The organism is Rhodococcus sp. MS13, assembly GCF_013277835.1.
Taxonomy (GTDB): Bacteria; Actinomycetota; Actinomycetes; order Mycobacteriales; family Mycobacteriaceae; genus Rhodococcus_F; species Rhodococcus_F erythropolis.
Genome location: NZ_VBTL01000014.1, coordinates 106,300 through 123,697, shown reverse-complemented (window position 1 = coordinate 123,697; position 17,398 = coordinate 106,300). Strand labels below are relative to the sequence as shown.

Sequence of the window (17,398 nt, the reverse complement as noted above, 5' to 3'; positions counted from 1 at the left end):
TCAGCTCACTTCCATCGACAGGATCCGCAACTCGCGGCCGGCAAGCACCTCGACATCAGCACTGCCGCACCCACACAACAAGAACATGTCGGGGGGCGAGAAAGTCACGCCACAGCTTTTGCATCGCGCGCTGGTTGCAATCTCATCGATGTGCAAGCTGGCACCCTCGGCGTGAGTACCCGCGGTGACAACGTCGAAGCAGAACAGCAGAGAGTGTGGAACCACCGCGCAGAGTTGCCCTACTTCAAGCCGCACGCTCGCTACTCGTCGGTCGCCGGCACGCTCGCACACGGCCTCGACCACACTCTGCGCAATAGACAGCTCGTGCACGGTGAAACCCACGATTCGTGATCCGGAAACCTCCCTTCCACGATAAGCACCAACCGTCGCCGTACGTAACCCGTACATACAAAACAGGCTGCGATCCGCAACTACTTGCGGATCGCAGCCTGTGACCGAGCTATTGGTGACGTAATGTCGCGAGGACCCCTACGGGTTCGGAACCGGCACCTTCGTCGTCGTCGTCGACGTCACCGTCGTGGTCGGGGGCGCCGTCGTCGCATCCGTTCCCGCAACCGGTGAGGTCGGAACAGTCGACGTAGGAGTGACCGCGGCCGAACCAGTCGGCGTCGCTGCTGCTCCCGATGTGACCGGCGCGGATCCTGCCGCAGGTACCGGCGACGTCGTTGCGGGCGCTCCAGCGGATTCCGTCGAGCCCGTGGTTGCGGCCGGTGCCTGACCGGTGCCGTCAGCCACTGCTGCGTCGCCTTCCGCATTGCCGTCGGCCATGTAGGCATCGACTGCCGCGCGGATCTGTTCCGGGGTCGGCTTCGCCGTTGTGTCGACGGGCTTTCCTTCCTTCGCCTGCTGGGCGAGGTAGGTGAGCCAGGCCGCTGCGTACTCAGCTGAAGTCAACGGCTTGCCGTTGGCCGCGTCCGCATCACGCCAGTAATCGAAGTGGTGTCCGACGTCCGGAGCGAGTGTCTGCTGGTAGGGGTCGCTCAAGATCACGGGAATCGTGTTCTGGTTGGTAGCAATCAGACCGACGATCTCCTTGAAAAGCTTCTGCGGCAGATATGCCAGCGGAGACACCTTGTCGGTAGATACCGTCTCGCCCTCGGCTACCGGCGCCGGCGCGGGTGTTTTACCGGGCTTGTACTCCGGATCCGAGACCTTGAGCATCACCTGAAGGAACGTCTCGTCACTCTGCATCCAGTTGGGATTCGACGAAATGTCTGCGAACGCCTCGAAGACGATCTGGCCGAACACCACCGCGACGTCCTGGCCGGTGGCCGGGTTCAGACCCTGTGATTCGAGTTGGTCGATGTTCAACTGCCGACCGACATTTGCCGCCAAGATCAACAGAGAGATGTTGCTGGGAGCCGAGCAGGTGAAGTCACCGTCCGAGCAGAAGGACGCGACCTTGCCGTTCAGCTTGCCGAAACCTCCGGCAGTGCCGGGGAGGACACCTTCGCCGGGTGTCGCGGAGGTGCCGCTCTGGTACTTCGTATCGAAGTTGTCCGGGTTCGTGAACGGATTCTTGGCACCGAGGAACGTACCGTCGCCGGCTTCGCGGCCTGCATCCGCCAGCATGACCACGCCGACAACCTTGTCCGGGTCGACACCGAACTCGTTGTTCTCCTGCGTACCGATGTCCATCGCCACACGACGCACCACATCGGCGCCCTCGCTGTAACCGACGATCGAGAACTGAGTCTTCGGGCATTCCTTGGCGATGGCACTCATCACGGACTGCGTATTTGCAGCACCGGCAGCGACGGCGTCCTCGTAGGACGCCATGTTGGCCGGATATGCGATGTACACCGCTGCGTACGAGCCGGGCTTGTTCGCGTTGACCGAGCCTGCCGGGTTGATCACCTGGTCGACGCGTTCACTCTTGTAGTCACCGGACAGGGCGGCCGGCAGCGGCTTCCCGTCGGCTCCCAGCAACATCTTCACCGTCGAAGCATCCGGCGTGTCGTGTCGACCGGCAACCGCGATACTCACCATGTCGTGGCACTCCGTGACCGACGACGTCAGTTGCGTCTCGATCGTGCGTGACTCCGGAGAGTCCACTGCGACCGCAACCGCGACCAGTGCGGCCACGCCGAGCGCTGCGGGCGCTACTGCACCCGCCAGTATTCGATGTCGCGAAAAGAACCCACGAACCGGCATATCTTCTCCCCAATCAACTTTTGGAAAACGTACGACCGACCCCCGGGGCGTCACGCAACGTCATTCGAGTAGTCGTCCAGTACGAGAGGAGCGTTACAAGGGGTAACGATTTTCCGCGGCGAGGCGTGGGGCTCTCGGAGGCGCAACCCTCTCATTTCCGCTGCATAACACCGATGCGCGCCTACTCCGATTCGAAAATAATGACCTGTCGGATTGCTTTTCCATCGGCCAGTTCGTCCATGCCGGAATTGATGTCGTCCAACTCGATTCGCGAGGAGATGAGCTTCTCGACCGGTAGCTTCCCGTCCCGCCACAATTGCGCGTAGATCGGGATGTCACGGGCGGGGACGGCGGATCCCAGGTAGCTGCCGATGATGGTCCGCGCTTCGGCCACCAGCCCGAGCGGCGAGATCGACGAGCGCGCGTCAGGCGCAGGCAACCCGACCGTGACGGTCGTGCCGCCAGCTGCCGTCGCAGCCACGGCTGTCTCGAACGCCCGAGCATTTCCCGCAGCTTCGACGACGATGTCTGCGCGAACGCCACTCTCGGACAGGCCGGACGGTGTGAAGACCTCGGTCGCGCCCAGTTCCAGGGCCTGAGCCAGCTTGGACTCCAGTGCATCGACGCCTATGACGTTCTCGACCCCGAGTGCCCGCGCCGTCAGGATTGCGGCCATCCCGACGCCGCCCAAGCCGACCACCATCACAGTGTCCGCCGGGCGAGGCTTGGCCGCGTTGAGTAGCGCTCCCCCGCCGGTCAACACCGCGCAACCGAGTACGGCTGCAATCTCGGCCGGAATATCGTCTTCGACGGCAACTACGGACTTGGCGTTGACCACCGCATGCGTCGCGAAACCCGAAACGCCGAGATGATGTTTGACGCTCTCGCCGGAGCGCCGCAGTCGTTGCGCGCCACCGAGCAAACTGCCGTCGTTGTTGGCGGCGCTACCCACCGTGCACGGCATCCGGCCGTCAGTGGCGCATCCCGCGCACTCGCCACACCGCGGAAGAAAAGTCATCACGACGCGGGTGCCCACCGACAACGAATCAACGCCGTCGCCGAGTTCGACGATTCGACCAGCTGCCTCGTGGCCCAGCAACATCGGCACGGGGCGAACGCGATTCCCGTCGACCACGGAGAGGTCGGAGTGACAAAGCCCGGCAGCTTCGATCTTGACGAGGATCTCACCCGGGCCCGGGGATTCGAGGTCGAGTTCCGAAATCGAAATCGGAGTCGACTCCGCAAAGGGACGCTCCCGGCCGATCTCTTCGAGCACTGCACCACGGATCTTCAACTGCACACCCCGATTTCGATAGTTCGAACTACTTGCCCACGATCCCGCGTACCGACGCAGGGAGGTCACGAACCCGCTTGTACGGGCCGACGACGGCGGCTGCAAAAGGCCTGGTCAAGAGCACCTGCGCCACCTCGAGAACTTCTTCGGAGGTGACTGCGTCGATGGTCGCGAGCGTCTGCGCAACACTGCGATGGTTGCCGTAATTCAGTTCACTGCGACCGATACGGTTCATGCGTGAACCTGAATCTTCCAGTGCCAGAACCAATCCGCCGCGCAGCGATCCCTTGGCGCGGGCGATCTCGGCATCGGTGATTCCGTCCGTCGCCACGTTCGCAAGTACCTCGCGGATCACTGTGGCAACCTCCCCGAGGTTCTCCGGCTGGCAACCCGCGTACACGGAGAACGCTCCGGTGTCCGCGAAGGTGTCTACGCCGGAATAGACGGAGTACGCAAGCCCACGCTTCTCGCGAATCTCTTGGAACAGACGAGAACTCAGCCCGCCGCCCACTGCGGCGTTGAGAACAGACAGGGCCCAGCGATGACCCTCGTGCCGACCGAACGCGCGTACCCCGAGCGCAAGGTGGACCTGCTCGCTGTCGCGGTGGGTCAAGCTCAGTTCAGGCATCGTTCGCAACCGCAGAGTGCCTTCGCGCCGCGGCGCCGGCTTGACCCCACGCTCGAGATGCCCGGCGAAGGCGCGGCGAGCGAGCGTCACAACCTGCTTGTGGTCGACGTTCCCCGCTACTGCCAGCACCATCCGCTGCGGCGTGTAACGCCGAACATGGAAGGAGTGCAACTGATTGCGCGACATCGACTCGATCGATTCGACGCTACCGATGATGGGACGACCGACAGGATGATCTCCGAACAACGCGGTCAGGAAGGCGTCGCCGAGCAGGTCTTCCGGATCGTCGTCTCGCATCGCGATCTCTTCGAGCACTACTTGCCGCTCGACGTCGACATCCGCAGTTCTGCAGCGCCCACGCAGTACGACGTCGGCAACAAGGTCCACCGCCATCGGGAGGTCCTCGTCGATCACGTGCGCGTAGAAACAGGTGTGTTCCTTCGACGTGAATGCATTGAGTTCGCCGCCCACACCATCCATGACCTGCGCGATATCCAACGCGGTCCGTGACGGCGTCGACTTGAACAGCAGGTGCTCGAGAAAATGCGCGGCACCGGCCACACTCGGCTGCTCGTCGCGGGAACCGACTCCGACCCACACGCCGACGGAGGCGGAACGCACACCGGGGATGAATTCGGTGACGACGCGCAGGCCGCCGGGCAGGACCGTGCGCTGCACTCCCGATTCAGGAGTCGCATCGATCGGCGATTTCAGCACAGCGCTGCGGCTGCGCGTGGTGTTGGGAGTGGTCTTTGCCATGAAAAGGTTCAGCAGTCCTCGGTGCAAGTGTTGAATCAGGTATCTACAGGCTCGTGTCTACAGACAGTACAGATGCGGCCCCGCACGGAAATCCGCGCGGGGCCGCATCAGAGTACGAAGTGAGATCTACTCGGAAGCAGCCTCGTCGGCGGCCGGAGCGGCAGCCTCGTCGTTGCCCTCTTCGACCGGGATCAGCGAGATCTTGCCACGTGCATCGATGTCGGCGATCTCGACGCGGATCTTGGATCCGACGTTGACCACGTCTTCGACCTTGGCAATGCGCTTACCGCTGCCCAGCTTCGAGATGTGCACCAGTCCGTCGCGTCCCGGCAGGAGCGAAACGAAGGCACCGAAGGCGGTGGTCTTGACGACCGTGCCCAGGAACCGTTCGCCGACCTTGGGGAGCTGCGGGTTGGCAATGGCGTTGATCATGTCGATCGCGGCCTGTGCAGACGGTCCATCGGTGGCGCCGACGAACACGGTGCCGTCGTCTTCGATGGAGATGTTGGCACCGGTCTGCTCGGTGATGGAGTTGATCATCTTGCCCTTGGGGCCGATGACCTCACCGATCTTGTCGACGGGGACCTTGATGGCCGTCACGCGGGGAGCGAACGGGCTCATCTCGTCCGGGGTGTCGATGGCTTCCGCCATGACCTCGAGGATCGTGGTCCGTGCATCCTTCGCCTGCGAGAGTGCACCGGCAAGAACCTGCGACGGGATGCCGTCGAGCTTCGTGTCCAACTGCAGGGCCGTGACGAAGTCCTTGGTGCCTGCGACCTTGAAGTCCATGTCGCCGAAGGCGTCTTCGGCGCCGAGGATGTCGGTCAGAGCGACGTAGCGGGTTTCACCGTCGACCTGGTCGGAGACCAGACCCATGGCGATACCGGCAACCGGAGCGCGAAGCGGCACACCGGCGTTGAGCAGTGCGAGCGTGGACGCGCACACCGAGCCCATCGAGGTGGAACCGTTGGAGCTCAGAGCCTCGGAGACCTGGCGAATCGCGTACGGGAACTCTTCGACGCTGGGCAGAACCGGCATGAGAGCGCGCTCGGCGAGTGCACCGTGACCGATTTCGCGGCGCTTCGGCGAACCGACGCGACCCGTCTCACCGGTGGAGTACGGCGGGAAGTTGTAATGATGCATGTAGCGCTTGGTGGTCTCGGGACCGAGCGAGTCGACCTGCTGAGCCATCTTGACCATGTCGAGAGTGGTAACACCCAGGATCTGGGTCTCGCCGCGCTCGAACAGTGCGGAGCCGTGTGCGCGCGGGATGATCGCGACCTCGGCGGACAGCGAACGGATGTCCGTGACGCCGCGGCCGTCGATGCGGAACTGATCGCGCAGGATGCGCTGGCGAACCAGCTTCTTGGTGAGCGAGCGGAACGCTGCTCCCAGTTCCTTCTCGCGGCCTTCGAAGTTGGGTGCAACCTGCTCGAGAACCTCGACCTTGACCTCGTCGGTCTTGTCGTCGCGTTCCTGCTTGCCGGCGATTGTCAGTGCGGCATTGAGCTTTTCGGACGCAGCAGCCTCGACGGCAGCAAAAACGTCGTCCTGGTACGCCGGGAAGACCGGGTAGTCACCCGTGGGCTTTGCAGCCTTGGATGCCAGTGCTGCCTGAGCAGCGCACAGGCGTGCGATGAACGGCTTGGCGGCCTCGAGGCCTTCGGCAACGATGGCCTCGGTCGGTGCCTGAGCGCCGTCGGCGATCTTCGCGATGACGTTGTCGGTGGCCTCGGCCTCGACCATCATGATCGCTACGTCGGCGTTGTCACCGCTGCCGGACACGACGCGGCCGGCTACGACCATGTCGAAGACGGCGTTCTCGAGCTGATCGACCGTCGGGAATGCAACCCACTGGCCGGCCTTGTTGTCCTCGGAGACGATGAGTGCAACACGCACGCCACCGACGGGTCCGGAGAACGGCAGGCCCGCGATCTGCGTCGACGCGGAAGCGGCGTTGATGGCCACGACGTCGTACAGATCCTGCGGGTTGAGGCTCATGACCGTGACGACGACCTGGATCTCGTTACGGAGACCGTCGACGAAGGACGGGCGCAGCGGCCGGTCGATGAGGCGGCAAGTCAGGATCGCGTCGGTGGAGGGGCGTCCCTCACGACGGAAGAACGAACCGGGGATGCGGCCCGCTGCGTACATACGCTCTTCGACGTCCACCGTCAGGGGGAAGAAGTCGAAGTGCTCCTTGGGGTGCTTGCTGGCGCTCGTGGCGGACAGCAGCATGGTCTCGTCGTCCAGGTAAGCAACGACGGCGCCGGCGGCCTGCTGAGCAAGGCGTCCGGTCTCGAAACGGATGGTGCGGGTACCGAAGGACCCGTTGTCGATCACGGCGGTGGATTCGAACACGCCTTCGTCGACCTCTACTACGGAATTCTCTGTCATTCTTTTCTCTTCACTTCCCTCTCGTCTTCGCCGTACCCGCGCGGGCGTTTCCACCCTCCTGGTGGAAACTGCGCACCGAGGGACGTCCCCCTCTTGAATTGCAGACGCTCCTTGCGATGCGAGCGATTTCCGCTTCGGGACGTCACGACGTTCGGGCGGCCGTCGATCGAAGTCCGCCGGAGCTTTCGGGCACTTGCCCGGTCCGGAGAACCACTACCGACAACCGACACCACGTTCTCTGGTGCATACGGTGTGCTGGCTGCGCACTGCACAACTGTGCGTAGACAACTGTGCATAGCGCCGACAGCGGAAACTGCCTTGCGGCAGCTAACGCCGAAAGCCAGCGAAGCCCAGTATATGCGTGGCTTCGCCGGCTAACGGAGTGTTCGGCAAACCGAAGCGTGCCGTGTTGCTTTCGATCAGCGTCGTGAGAAAAATCTAGCGACGCAGGCCGAGACGCTCGATGAGCGTGCGGTAGCGAGCGACGTCAGTCTTTGCCACGTACTTCAGCAGACGACGACGGCGACCGACCATCAAGAGCAGTCCACGACGCGAGTGGTGGTCATGCTTGTGGGTCTTGAGGTGCTCGGTGAGATCGGTGATGCGCTTGGTGAGCATTGCCACCTGAGCTTCGGGCGATCCCGTGTCGGTCTCGTGCAAGCCGTACTCGCCGAGAACGACCTTCTTCTCTTCCGTGGTCAATGCCACTTGATTCACTCCTGTGATGACGTTTGCGTGAAAGGAACTAGATCGGGCGCGGCCACCGCAAACCGCAGCACGCACCGAGAGAAGATCCTACCAGCAGCAATGAGGCGTTTTCGCCCACCTGGAGCGAATGTGGCCGCCGCCACTAGTGCGGGACGAGTTCAACCCACTCTGCGCTCAACCTACGCTGCGCTCTGCATCCTCACTCAGGATTTGGCGTGCGCGTTCGACGTCTCGGTTCATCGCCGTGATGAGCGACTCGATCGAGTCGAACTTCTCCATGCCCCGAATCCGCGAAACCAGGTCGACAGCGACGTGTTGTCCGTACAGGTCTGCTTCGGTGTCGAGAACGTACGCCTCGACGGTTCGGGTCCGGCCGGAGAAGGTCGGGTTGGTCCCCACAGACACTGCGGCTTGGTACCGACGACCGGGAACGACAGTTCCGAGTTCCTCGCCGGCGCCGAGCACCGTGAACCACGCTGCGTAGACGCCGTCGGCCGGAATCGCCGAAAACATCGGCGGTGCAACATTGGCCGTCGGGAATCCCAACTCGCGTCCACGCTTGTCACCGTGGACGACCACACCTTCGACACGATGTGGACGGCCGAGAGCTTCGGTAGCCGCTTCCATGTCGCCTGCGTCGACGCACGAGCGGATGTAGGTCGACGAGAACGTCACCGCATGCTCGGCGAGCAGCTGGACGCCATCGACCGCAAAGCCGAAGCGAGCGCCCATCTCACGAAGAAGATCGACGTTGCCGAGCGCCTTCTTGCCGAAGGTGAAGTTGTCCCCCACCACCACCTCGGCGACATGCAGACGTTCGACGAGAATTTCGTGGACGTAGCGCTCCGGCGTCAGCTTCATGAAATCAGCGGTGAACGGCATCACGCAGAACACGTCGATGCCCAGATCCTGAGCCAATTCCGCACGCCGTTGCAGCGTCGTCAACTGGGCTGGATGACTACCCGGCCGCACAACCTCCATGGGATGCGGGTCGAACGTCATCAACACGCTCGGAACACCACGTTTGCGCGCAGCGGTAACCGCTCTCGCTATCAATTGGGCATGCCCACGATGCACACCGTCGAACACACCGATAGTGAGCACACAACGACCCCAATCGGCCGGAACTTCGTCGAGACCACGCCATCTCAGCACGATTGGCAGCCTACGGGTCCACCGGCGGCGGGTCACGTTCGGACCCGCCCAGCGAATCACCGCTGTGCTGCCGCTCACGTACGGAAGTTCCGGATTTCGTAGCCTAAGCTAAGCGTTGTGGCAGCTCACAAGACCGGAACCTCGGAAGCATCATCGACGTCGGATGGCGACAGCACTTCGGCGCACGGCGCGGCAATCGACACGCTCGCACTCTCGTCGGTGGCTCAGGACTACCTCAAGGTCATCTGGACGATCCAAGAGTGGTCCCACGAGCGGGTGTCCACCAAGCTCCTGTCCGAGAAGATGAACGTCTCGGCTTCGACGGTGTCCGAGGCGATCCGCAAACTCTCGGACCAGGGCCTCGTCGATCACGCCCGCTACGGTTCCATCGCTCTGACGGACAGTGGCCGCGCGGCTGCTGTGTCCATGGTCCGGCGCCACCGGTTGATCGAGACCTATCTGGTTCAGGAACTCGGCTACGGCTGGGACGAAGTCCACGACGAAGCCGAAGTCCTCGAACACGCCGTTTCCGATCTGATGATCTCGCGGATGGACGCCAAACTGGGCTTCCCCGAACGTGACCCGCACGGCGATCCCATTCCCGCCACCGATGGTTCGGTGCCGACTCCCCCGGCCCGTCAGCTCAGCGACTTCGCCAACGGCGAGCGGGGCCGCGTTGCCCGGATCTCCGATTCCGATCCCGAAATGCTTCGGTACTTCGATTCCGTCGGCGTCAGTCTCGATGTCGACATCACTGTCGAAGAACGCCGTGATTTCGCCGGAACAGTGTCCGTTCGACTCGGCGACAGCCCCGACACCATCGACCTGGGAAGCCCAGTCGCTCAAGCAATTTGGCTCGTGTAGTCGAGGCCGCTCAGCGCGGCAGACGGTATCGCCGTTCCACGGGCCGGACGCCGTCGGTCCGGGTCCAGTCGGCGAGCCTCTCGTCGACGTACACCCAACCTCGACGCTCGTACAGCGCGATCGCCGGCAAAGCGTCCTCGACGACGTCGAGCACCAGTTCCAACTGACTTTCGGCTGCGAAATCCGTGACAGCGTCGAGTAGCGCACCGCTGAGGCCGTTTCCGCGCGCATGGGGATGAACGAACAATCGCGACACGGCTATCGATCCCGCGGTGGTGGGCGCGCCTGCAACCTCGCGGTCGACGGCCACATGACCGACAACACGCCCGTCGCTCTCACCGACCCACGCCTTCACCACCGTGGGCGAACTGAGCCAGCGGTGCGGGTTCTGCGGCCACGTGTTCGGATATCCGTCGCACTCGTGGACCTGTGCCAGCGCATCGACGCAACCGTCGAGGTCGCCGTCGACACGCTCGCGAACGATCACCCGCGAAGCGTCGCCGGTCGCACGACCATCACCGAACTGGCGCGTCGACCCTTCTCCTGCAGAAGCGCAATCGTGTGACCGGTGGGATCGATCGCCGCACAGATCCCCTTCATCCCGATCGGCTCGAGCCAGCGCCCCTGGCTGATCGCCTCGGCTTCCTCCGCCGTGATCTGCCGATGCGGAAAAGCCGTCTGCGCGGCCTGATCGATGTCTAGGCTCACACCCGGCTGTTCCGCGAGATCTTCGAGCGTGCGCGCATGTTCGAGAGTGAACGGCCCGACGCGGGTGCGGCGCAATGCCGTCAAATGACCGCCGACGCCCAATTCACGACCGAGGTCGCGTGCAAGCGAGCGGATGTATGTTCCGGAAGAGCACTCAACGTCTACATCCAGATCGACGAAGCCACCCGGGACATCTCGCCGAGCCAGAACTTCGAAAGTCGACACCGTTACCGGGCGCGGCGCCAGCTCGACGGTTTCTCCCGCACGCACCAGGGCATGTGCGCGTTGACCGTCGACCTTGATAGCGCTCACGCTTGCCGGGATCTGCTTGATGTCTCCGGTCAGCGTTGCCACGATGGCAGCGATCTCCGCGTCCGTCACCTGCGAAGCGTCTGCGGAAGTCAGGACCTCCCCTTCGGCATCGTCCGTGTCCGTCGCTGCACCGAGGCGAATGGTCGCCGAGTACGCCTTGGTTGTCAGTGCCAGGAGTCCGAGCAACTTGGTCGCACGCTCGACGCCGAGAACGAGGACGCCGGTCGCCATGGGATCAAGAGTCCCGGCATGTCCCACCTTGCGGGTGTTCAACAATTTGCGGCACCGAGCGACCACGTCGTGGCTGGTGATGCCCGCCTCTTTGTCGACAATCAGGATTCCGGCGCCGACAAGACCGGAGGAAGGCTTTTCACGAGCTGACACGTGTGCCGATTCTGCCAGTCGCGCTCACTGCACCGAAATTGCCGTCAGAATGAGCCCGTCCGACACCAACCACCTGCCGTCGAAAGAGGTGAGCGGCGGACCAGACGTCGCCTCACCGGGGACCAGCAGACGCGAGTTGAAAGTTCCGGAAGTTTCCGACTCCGCCTCGAATGTGATGTGGGCGTCCTCGAAACCCAACCAGCGCCCAGTGAGCGGAAACCACGCCTTGTACGTGGCTTCCTTCGCGCAGAAGAGCACTCGATCCCAGTGCACCGGACCGCCGGTTTCCTGAGTGTCCAGCCACGTTCGTTCCGCTTCGATGCTGACCGCGGGCAATACCCCGTCCGGCAGCGGGCCGTGCGGCTCGGCGTCGATACCGAGTGAGCGGACCTGCATGGAGTACGCCAGGACAGCGCCGCGGTAGCCGTCGCAATGGGCGAGGCTCCCGACCACTCCCTGCGGCCAGAGTGGGGCACCACGCTCGCCGCGCATGACAGCGGCAGACGGAACACCGAGCTTGCCCATCGCCTGACGCGCAAGGTGCCGGGTAGTCACGAACTCGCGACGGCGCTTCTCGACCGCGCGGCCGATCAACGCCTCCTCACTGGGGTGCGGAACCAGACCGGGCGGATCCACGAAGGCCTCGGCCGTCGCAACTCCACCGGGAAGAATCTGTTCGATCACGTAGCGATACCTCTCAGCGTCCGGCGCGCATGCGCTCGACTTCGGCTTCCTGCTCCGGCGTGACCTTGAAGTGGCCACCCCACTTGTTGAGCGTTCCCGGCGGGTACTCCGGAACGGGAAGAATCTGACGCAACAACTTCTCCGGCAGTCCACGCCGACGCCATTCGCGCGGGTATCCGAGTGAGACTTCCTCGAAGCGGACGCCGTCGTAGTACGTGGTTCGAGGAATGTGCAGGTGCCCGTACACCGAGCACACCGCGTTGTACTTCACATGCCAGTCGGCGGTCGCGGTGGTTCCGCACCACAACGCGAACTCCGGATACATGAGCACGTCCGTCGGCTGCCGGACCATCGGGAAATGGTTCACCAGAACGGTTTTTGTGCCTTCGGGGAGCGCGTCCAACCGTGCCTGGGTGTATTCGATTCTCGCCCGGCACCACGCGTCGCGCGTTGCATACGGCTGCGGGGAGAGCAGGAACTCGTCGGTGGCGACGACGTTCTTGTCCCGCGCGATCTCGAGCCCGTGTTCCTTGTCTCGCGCGCCTTCCGGCAGGAAGGAGTAGTCGTAGAGAAGGAACATCGGGACGACCGTGACCGGGCCCTCGTCTCCCTCCCACACCGGGAACGGGTCCTCGGGTGTGATGACGTCGAGTTCGCGGCACATGTTGACCAGGTACTCGTACCGCGGCGCTCCGTGAATCTGAACCGGATCCTTGGCGGTCGTCCACAGTTCGTGGTTGCCCGGAATCCAGATGACCTTTGCGAATCGGCTGCGAAGGAGCTTCAACGCCCACCGAATGTCGTCAGTTTTCTCGGAAACATCTCCGGCGAGAATGAGCCAGTCGTCAGGCGAATCCGGGAACAGTTCCTCCGTCATCGGCTTGTTGCCGTTGTGACCGACATGAATGTCGCTCACCGCCATCAGCTTTGCTGCCACGATCCCTCTGCTTCCTCAGTTGAACTTCCGCGCTTCGCCGTCGCCGGACCTGTCACTGCCCACTTGCCGGAAAACGCTCGCCACGACACCGCGACCATCCGAAGTACTACGAACACGGTAAGCCCTGCCCAAATTCCGGCCAGCCCCCAGTCGTAGGCGAGGGAGAGCCAGATCGCGGGCAGAAATCCGAGAACTGCGCAGAGCATGGTCGCGTTGCGCAGAAACACCACGTCCCCGGCGCCGAGCAGAACTCCGTCGAGTGCAAACACGATTCCCGCTACCGGCATGATCGCGACGAAGAACCACCAGGCGATCGACATTTGACCGAGGACCTCGGCGTCGGACGTGAAAAGTCCGGGGATCACGGAGTGGCCCGCGGCGAAGAAGATCGCGAGTACCACGGCAAATACCGTCGACCAGGCAGTGATCCGCCAGGTCATCCTCTTCGCCGCGGCTGCGAATCCACCGCCGAGGGCAGCTCCGATGAGCGTTTGGGCGGCGATCGCCAAGGAATCGAGAAGGAGCGAAACCAGGTTCCACAGTTGGAGGACAACTTGGTGTGCACCGACTACGGCTGCACCGAACCTCGACGCCACCGCGGCCGCCGAGACGAAACACGCTTGGAATGCGAGGCTGCGCAGGATCAGGTCACGGCCCATCAGCATCTGCGCCCGCATGATTGCAAGATGCGGTCGAGCCGAGACCGGTTCACGAAAGAGTGCCCAAGCGAACAGGACACCCGAAACGCTCTGGCCGACCAGATTCGCGACAGCTGATCCTTCGAGTTCCATCCGGGGAGCACCGAGCAAACCGTGCACGAGAATCGGGCACAACACCGCCGAAATACCCAGGCCGACAAGGACGAACCGAAGCGGTCGCACCGTGTTCTGAACCCCGCGCATCCAGCCGTTGCCGGCCAGGGCCACCAGGATGAGTGGAACACCCAATACCGCTATCCGAAGCCAACTTTCCGCAGCCGCGGCAATGTCGGGAGTCCCGGCCACCGCCGAAGTCAGCGGGCCCGCGATCACCTGCACGATCACTACCAAGGCCAAGCCGATCGCTGCCGCCAGCCAGGTCGCCTGAACGCCCTCGCCCACCGCGTCGCGCTCGCGGCCCGCCCCGTGCAGCCGTGCGGCCCGCGCCGTGGTGCCGTACGACAAGAAGGTCAGCTGCGTACTCACCAACGAAAGGATCAGACCACCGACTGCCAATCCGGCCAGCGGAAGCGCCCCGAGTCGGCCGACCACGGCGATGTCGAACAACAGATAGAGGGGTTCGGCCGCCAGTACCCCGAGTGCCGGAAACGCCAGGGAAAAGATTCGACGCCCAGTGACGTCGAAATCAGCTGCCGAAGATCCCGCCGAGGTGGCGTCAGATTCGCTCAATGCTGCGGATTCAGCCGAGTGCCGCGACGAGCGCGGCAACAATCTCGTCGCTGGAAGTGGTCGACGTATATCCGGCCGACAGCCGGTGCCCGCCGCCACCAAGACTTTCAGCGACCGCCGACACGTCGATCGCCGACTTTGCACGCAACGAGATCGACCAGCTTCCGGAAACCGACTCTTTGAGTACGGCGGCAACTTCGGCTTCCGAAGTAGTTCGCACGATATCGACGACGCTCTCGATCTCCTCGGAGCGAAGATCGCCGATGTCACTGCGTCGGATCACCGCGTACACCAGCCCACGGCCGTCCGCGGCTTCCGGGACCAGCACCGCGGACCCGAGTACCGAAGCCAGCATCGGCAACCACCCGAACGGATGGGTGTCGAGCAGCTTTCGCGCAATCGCGTCGCCGTCGATGCCGGTCGCCAGCAAACGCGCCGCGAGCACGTGCGGAAGCGGACCTCCCCACCGGAAGGAGCCGGTGTCGGTGACCAGTCCGGCATAGAGACAGTGCGCGATATCGCGATCGATCGCGACTCCCCATGCATCGAAGAATCGTGCGATGAGCGCCGTCGTCGAAGCCGCGGTTTCGTCGACGACGTTGATGGTTCCGAATTCGGAATTGGAGCGATGGTGATCAAGGACGATTGTGCGATGCGCGCCGGCGAGTCGACTCGCCAACTCACCGAGGCGGCCCTCGCTGCCGACATCCACGGTCACCAGAACATCGACGCTTTCCCGAACATCGGCGGGCGCCGTGAGCAAGTGAACACCAGGGAAATCACACATCGACTCGGGCAGCGCCGACGGCCGACTGAACGCGACCTGCACCGAAATGCCCCGACGCTCGAGAACGAGACCGAGCGCAAGTCCGCTGCCGATCGTGTCCGCATCCGGCTGCACATGGCAGAGAATTGTCACCGTGTGTGCCGATTCGAGAACCTCGGCCACCTGAGCGAACTTCGCCTCGCAGGGGTCGACGTCCGAAAGTGCGGTGATCGTCATTCTCGGTGCGCGTCAGTCGGCTTCACGAACATCTGGCGACGCCTCGTCTTCGTCCGAAGCCACTCGCGGCTCCTTGTACGGATCTGCATCTCCGGCCGGTTGTGCATTCTCACGCGCCTTGGCGACCTCGTCGTCGGCGGCCTTGGCACGGGCCAGCAGTTCTTCCATATGACGCGCGGTGTCGGGAACGGTATCGGCGACAAACGTCAGAGTCGGTGTGAAGCGAACGCCAGTTCCGGCACCGACCTTCGAGCGGAGAACACCCTTGGCCTTCTCGAGTCCTGCGGCGGCGGCTTCCACATCGGGTGCGGAATCGACCTTCTCGCCCATGACTGTGTAGTACACCGTCGCGTCGTGCAGATCGTTGGTGACCTTGGTGTCCGTGATGGTCACAAATGCGAGTCGCGGATCCTTGATCTCGTGATCGATCGCGGTCGCGACGATGGTTCCGATACGCTTTGCCAACTTGCGTGCCCGGGCTGGATCTACCATGACTGTCAGTCTCCTCTACCTGGCCACTCGAATCGAGGTGACTCGATCGATCAAAGTTCTGGTTAACAAGAATTATTACCGACAACAGTCTCGTCCATCGGCTACCCGGCAACCAAATCACCATCCACCCGCGCCTGCCGGACCCAGAGCACAGACCGATCGCCCTTTTATTGGTAACGTTCGGTCGATGACGCGATCAAGAATCACCGCATCGATAATTTCCGGAGGACTCGTTGCGACTGCACTACTTTGCTCGCCGGCAATCGCGTCGGCCGACCACAGCGAGTTCACACCGCTTCCATTGACATATTCGTTGGGAAGGAACAACACCCTTCCTTGTAGCGGACAACTCACGGGCTACGTCCAAACCCCGCACGACCGTCCAGGCATTGCAGTCGTTTCAGTCTCCTGGACTTCCTTTTTCGACAGCCCGTGTTCGATCACCGCCTACGTCAATTATTCGAACCGCGACACTCGCACCGGTGGAACCAGAGCAATCGACTTGACGCACATCTCTGACGGATCCGGTTCGCTGCGAGGTGAATCGAGCCGCCAGATATCCATTGAGGTCGGGTCGGGAAACGCGGGCCTCAATCTGACCAGCGAATCGCTCACATCAACCTTGATCGATCCGGGCGCGTCTACCGTGCGCTTCGTCGTGGCATGAAGTAGCGCGCCGCCTACCGGGAGGCCCTCGCCAAGGGCGCCCCGCGAATCACGCGCTTCCGGACCGGATCTGAGTCGGCTCACCCGTCGTCGATCCCTCGGGCAACAACGTCATCTTCATTCAGCGTGACGAACCCGAAGACGTCGAATACGGCGATCGAAGTTGCTGAGAGGGCTGGTGAGGGTTGTCGACGACGCCCAGATTCTTCGGGAATTCAGAAGCGACGATCACACCGCCGCTTGGGTTTTGGACGTTGGTCTACTTCGATTCCCGGACGCAGGCGCGGACCGGGTGAAAGCGCTGACCGCTTCTGTCGGGATCACCAGTGCACAGAGTGAAACCGAGATTGCGCGGAAAATGCGCGACGCGGTCGACACAGTCGCACTCGGTTGTGAGGACGCCGAATCCCTTGCCGACCAACTCGATTCGGTACGCCGTCTGGGCGCGTGGCTCGCTGACACCGATCGGTGACGCTCAGTCTTCCGGGCCGAAGATTCGCCTTCGCACAGCCAGCAACTGAATCTCCGGACGCTCGGCGACCGCTCGCTCACAATGATCGAGAACATCGTGCAGGTGATCGACGGACGAACTGACCACACCGACGCCCACGAGCGCACGACGCAGGCGTCCCTGCTCCCCCGCCTCCGCTGCACTCACGCCGAATCGACGGAGTTCCGTCAGGATCGGCGACAGCATCGAACGCTTTTCCTTGAGTGAGTGGACATCGCCGAAAAGAATGTCGAACTCCAGTGCCCCTACAAACATTTTCCCCCTAGACAGAGCCGAATGGACTCTTCCGGACTTGTATGTTCAAGTCCGGAAGAGTCCATGTCAGCTAGTACT

General features: G+C 62.9%; 17 protein-coding genes. 2 read left to right on the top strand and 15 right to left on the bottom strand.

Annotated elements, in window-relative coordinates; translation table 11 throughout:
- From hypA to FEZ59_RS28915, 7 genes are all read right to left on the bottom strand, one after another.
- Positions 1-330, bottom strand: coding sequence for a hydrogenase maturation nickel metallochaperone HypA (hypA, locus tag FEZ59_RS28945; protein ID WP_030244663.1), 330 nt, complete (start codon positions 328-330; stop codon positions 1-3).
- A 159-nt stretch (positions 331-489) separates the two neighbouring features.
- Positions 490-2,175: a cutinase family protein gene (locus FEZ59_RS28940; RefSeq protein WP_021343994.1), complete on the bottom strand. Its 1,686-nt coding sequence runs from the start codon at positions 2,173-2,175 to the stop codon at positions 490-492.
- Positions 2,176-2,356: 181 nt separating this feature from the next.
- Positions 2,357-3,469: an alcohol dehydrogenase catalytic domain-containing protein gene (locus tag FEZ59_RS28935; protein WP_024487609.1), complete on the bottom strand. Its 1,113-nt coding sequence runs from the start codon at positions 3,467-3,469 to the stop codon at positions 2,357-2,359.
- Positions 3,470-3,497: 28 nt separating this feature from the next.
- Positions 3,498-4,856 carry a pitrilysin family protein gene (locus tag FEZ59_RS28930; protein ID WP_019748074.1) on the bottom strand — a complete coding sequence of 453 codons (1,359 nt, stop codon included), beginning with the start codon at positions 4,854-4,856 and terminating at the stop codon, positions 3,498-3,500.
- A 126-nt stretch (positions 4,857-4,982) separates the two neighbouring features.
- Complete coding sequence (locus tag FEZ59_RS28925; protein ID WP_020907444.1) at positions 4,983-7,253, bottom strand: polyribonucleotide nucleotidyltransferase; 2,271 nt, start codon at positions 7,251-7,253, stop codon at positions 4,983-4,985.
- A 438-nt stretch (positions 7,254-7,691) separates the two neighbouring features.
- The gene (gene rpsO, locus FEZ59_RS28920) at positions 7,692-7,961 is read right to left on the bottom strand and encodes a 30S ribosomal protein S15 (protein WP_003942254.1); all 270 of its coding nucleotides are present in this window, start codon (positions 7,959-7,961) and stop codon (positions 7,692-7,694) included.
- Positions 7,962-8,135: 174 nt separating this feature from the next.
- Positions 8,136-9,116, bottom strand: a complete 981-nt coding sequence (locus tag FEZ59_RS28915) for a bifunctional riboflavin kinase/FAD synthetase (protein ID WP_019748071.1) — start codon at positions 9,114-9,116, stop codon at positions 8,136-8,138.
- 117 nt (positions 9,117-9,233) lie between these two features.
- Here FEZ59_RS28915 and FEZ59_RS28910 point away from each other — a divergent pair, with 117 nt between their 5' ends.
- A complete protein-coding gene (locus tag FEZ59_RS28910; protein WP_019748070.1) occupies positions 9,234-9,980 on the top strand; it encodes a metal-dependent transcriptional regulator in 747 nt (248 codons plus the stop codon).
- 10 nt (positions 9,981-9,990) lie between these two features.
- Here FEZ59_RS28910 and FEZ59_RS28905 read toward each other — a convergent pair whose 3' ends face one another.
- From FEZ59_RS28905 to rbfA, 7 genes are all read right to left on the bottom strand, one after another.
- Positions 9,991-10,467 carry a GNAT family N-acetyltransferase gene (locus FEZ59_RS28905; RefSeq protein ID WP_070797173.1) on the bottom strand — a complete coding sequence of 159 codons (477 nt, stop codon included), beginning with the start codon at positions 10,465-10,467 and terminating at the stop codon, positions 9,991-9,993.
- Positions 10,464-11,384: a tRNA pseudouridine(55) synthase TruB gene (truB, locus tag FEZ59_RS28900; protein ID WP_021333527.1), complete on the bottom strand. Its 921-nt coding sequence runs from the start codon at positions 11,382-11,384 to the stop codon at positions 10,464-10,466. Before truB ends, FEZ59_RS28905 begins: the two co-directional genes overlap by 4 nt.
- 24 nt (positions 11,385-11,408) lie before the next feature.
- Entirely contained in the window at positions 11,409-12,068 is a 660-nt protein-coding gene (locus FEZ59_RS28895; protein WP_003942126.1) for a 4'-phosphopantetheinyl transferase, read from the bottom strand.
- Between the two features lie 13 nt (positions 12,069-12,081).
- Complete coding sequence (locus FEZ59_RS28890) at positions 12,082-13,005, bottom strand: metallophosphoesterase (RefSeq protein ID WP_003942180.1); 924 nt, start codon at positions 13,003-13,005, stop codon at positions 12,082-12,084.
- The gene (locus FEZ59_RS28885; protein ID WP_274534457.1) at positions 12,990-14,327 is read right to left on the bottom strand and encodes an MATE family efflux transporter; all 1,338 of its coding nucleotides are present in this window, start codon (positions 14,325-14,327) and stop codon (positions 12,990-12,992) included. The genes FEZ59_RS28890 and FEZ59_RS28885 overlap by 16 nt, the downstream gene beginning before the upstream one ends.
- Positions 14,328-14,403: 76 nt before the next feature.
- Positions 14,404-15,396: a bifunctional oligoribonuclease/PAP phosphatase NrnA gene (locus tag FEZ59_RS28880; RefSeq protein ID WP_141487392.1), complete on the bottom strand. Its 993-nt coding sequence runs from the start codon at positions 15,394-15,396 to the stop codon at positions 14,404-14,406.
- Between the two features lie 12 nt (positions 15,397-15,408).
- Entirely contained in the window at positions 15,409-15,888 is a 480-nt protein-coding gene (rbfA, locus tag FEZ59_RS28875) for a 30S ribosome-binding factor RbfA (protein ID WP_003942248.1), read from the bottom strand.
- 844 nt (positions 15,889-16,732) lie between these two features.
- Here rbfA and FEZ59_RS28870 point away from each other — a divergent pair.
- Positions 16,733-17,026: a hypothetical protein gene (locus tag FEZ59_RS28870; RefSeq protein ID WP_070797170.1), complete on the top strand. Its 294-nt coding sequence runs from the start codon at positions 16,733-16,735 to the stop codon at positions 17,024-17,026.
- Positions 17,027-17,029: 3 nt separating this feature from the next.
- On the opposite strand, the gene FEZ59_RS28865 is transcribed toward FEZ59_RS28870, so the two are convergent.
- A complete protein-coding gene (locus FEZ59_RS28865) occupies positions 17,030-17,320 on the bottom strand; it encodes a DUF503 domain-containing protein (RefSeq protein WP_003942205.1) in 291 nt (96 codons plus the stop codon).
- Positions 17,321-17,398 lie beyond the last annotated feature (78 nt).

What these genes read in the sequence shown, in the direction of transcription:
- FEZ59_RS28930 (WP_019748074.1), bottom strand. Translation starts at nt 4,856, where the DNA reads ATGGCAAAGACCACTCCCAACACCACGCGCAGCCGCAGCGCTGTGCTG.
- FEZ59_RS28865 (WP_003942205.1), bottom strand. Translation starts at nt 17,320, where the DNA reads ATGTTTGTAGGGGCACTGGAGTTCGACATTCTTTTCGGCGATGTCCAC.
- rbfA (WP_003942248.1), bottom strand. Translation starts at nt 15,888, where the DNA reads ATGGTAGATCCAGCCCGGGCACGCAAGTTGGCAAAGCGTATCGGAACC.
- FEZ59_RS28940 (WP_021343994.1), bottom strand. Translation starts at nt 2,175, where the DNA reads ATGCCGGTTCGTGGGTTCTTTTCGCGACATCGAATACTGGCGGGTGCA.
- FEZ59_RS28880 (WP_141487392.1), bottom strand. Translation starts at nt 15,396, where the DNA reads ATGACGATCACCGCACTTTCGGACGTCGACCCCTGCGAGGCGAAGTTC.
- FEZ59_RS28925 (WP_020907444.1), bottom strand. Translation starts at nt 7,253, where the DNA reads ATGACAGAGAATTCCGTAGTAGAGGTCGACGAAGGCGTGTTCGAATCC.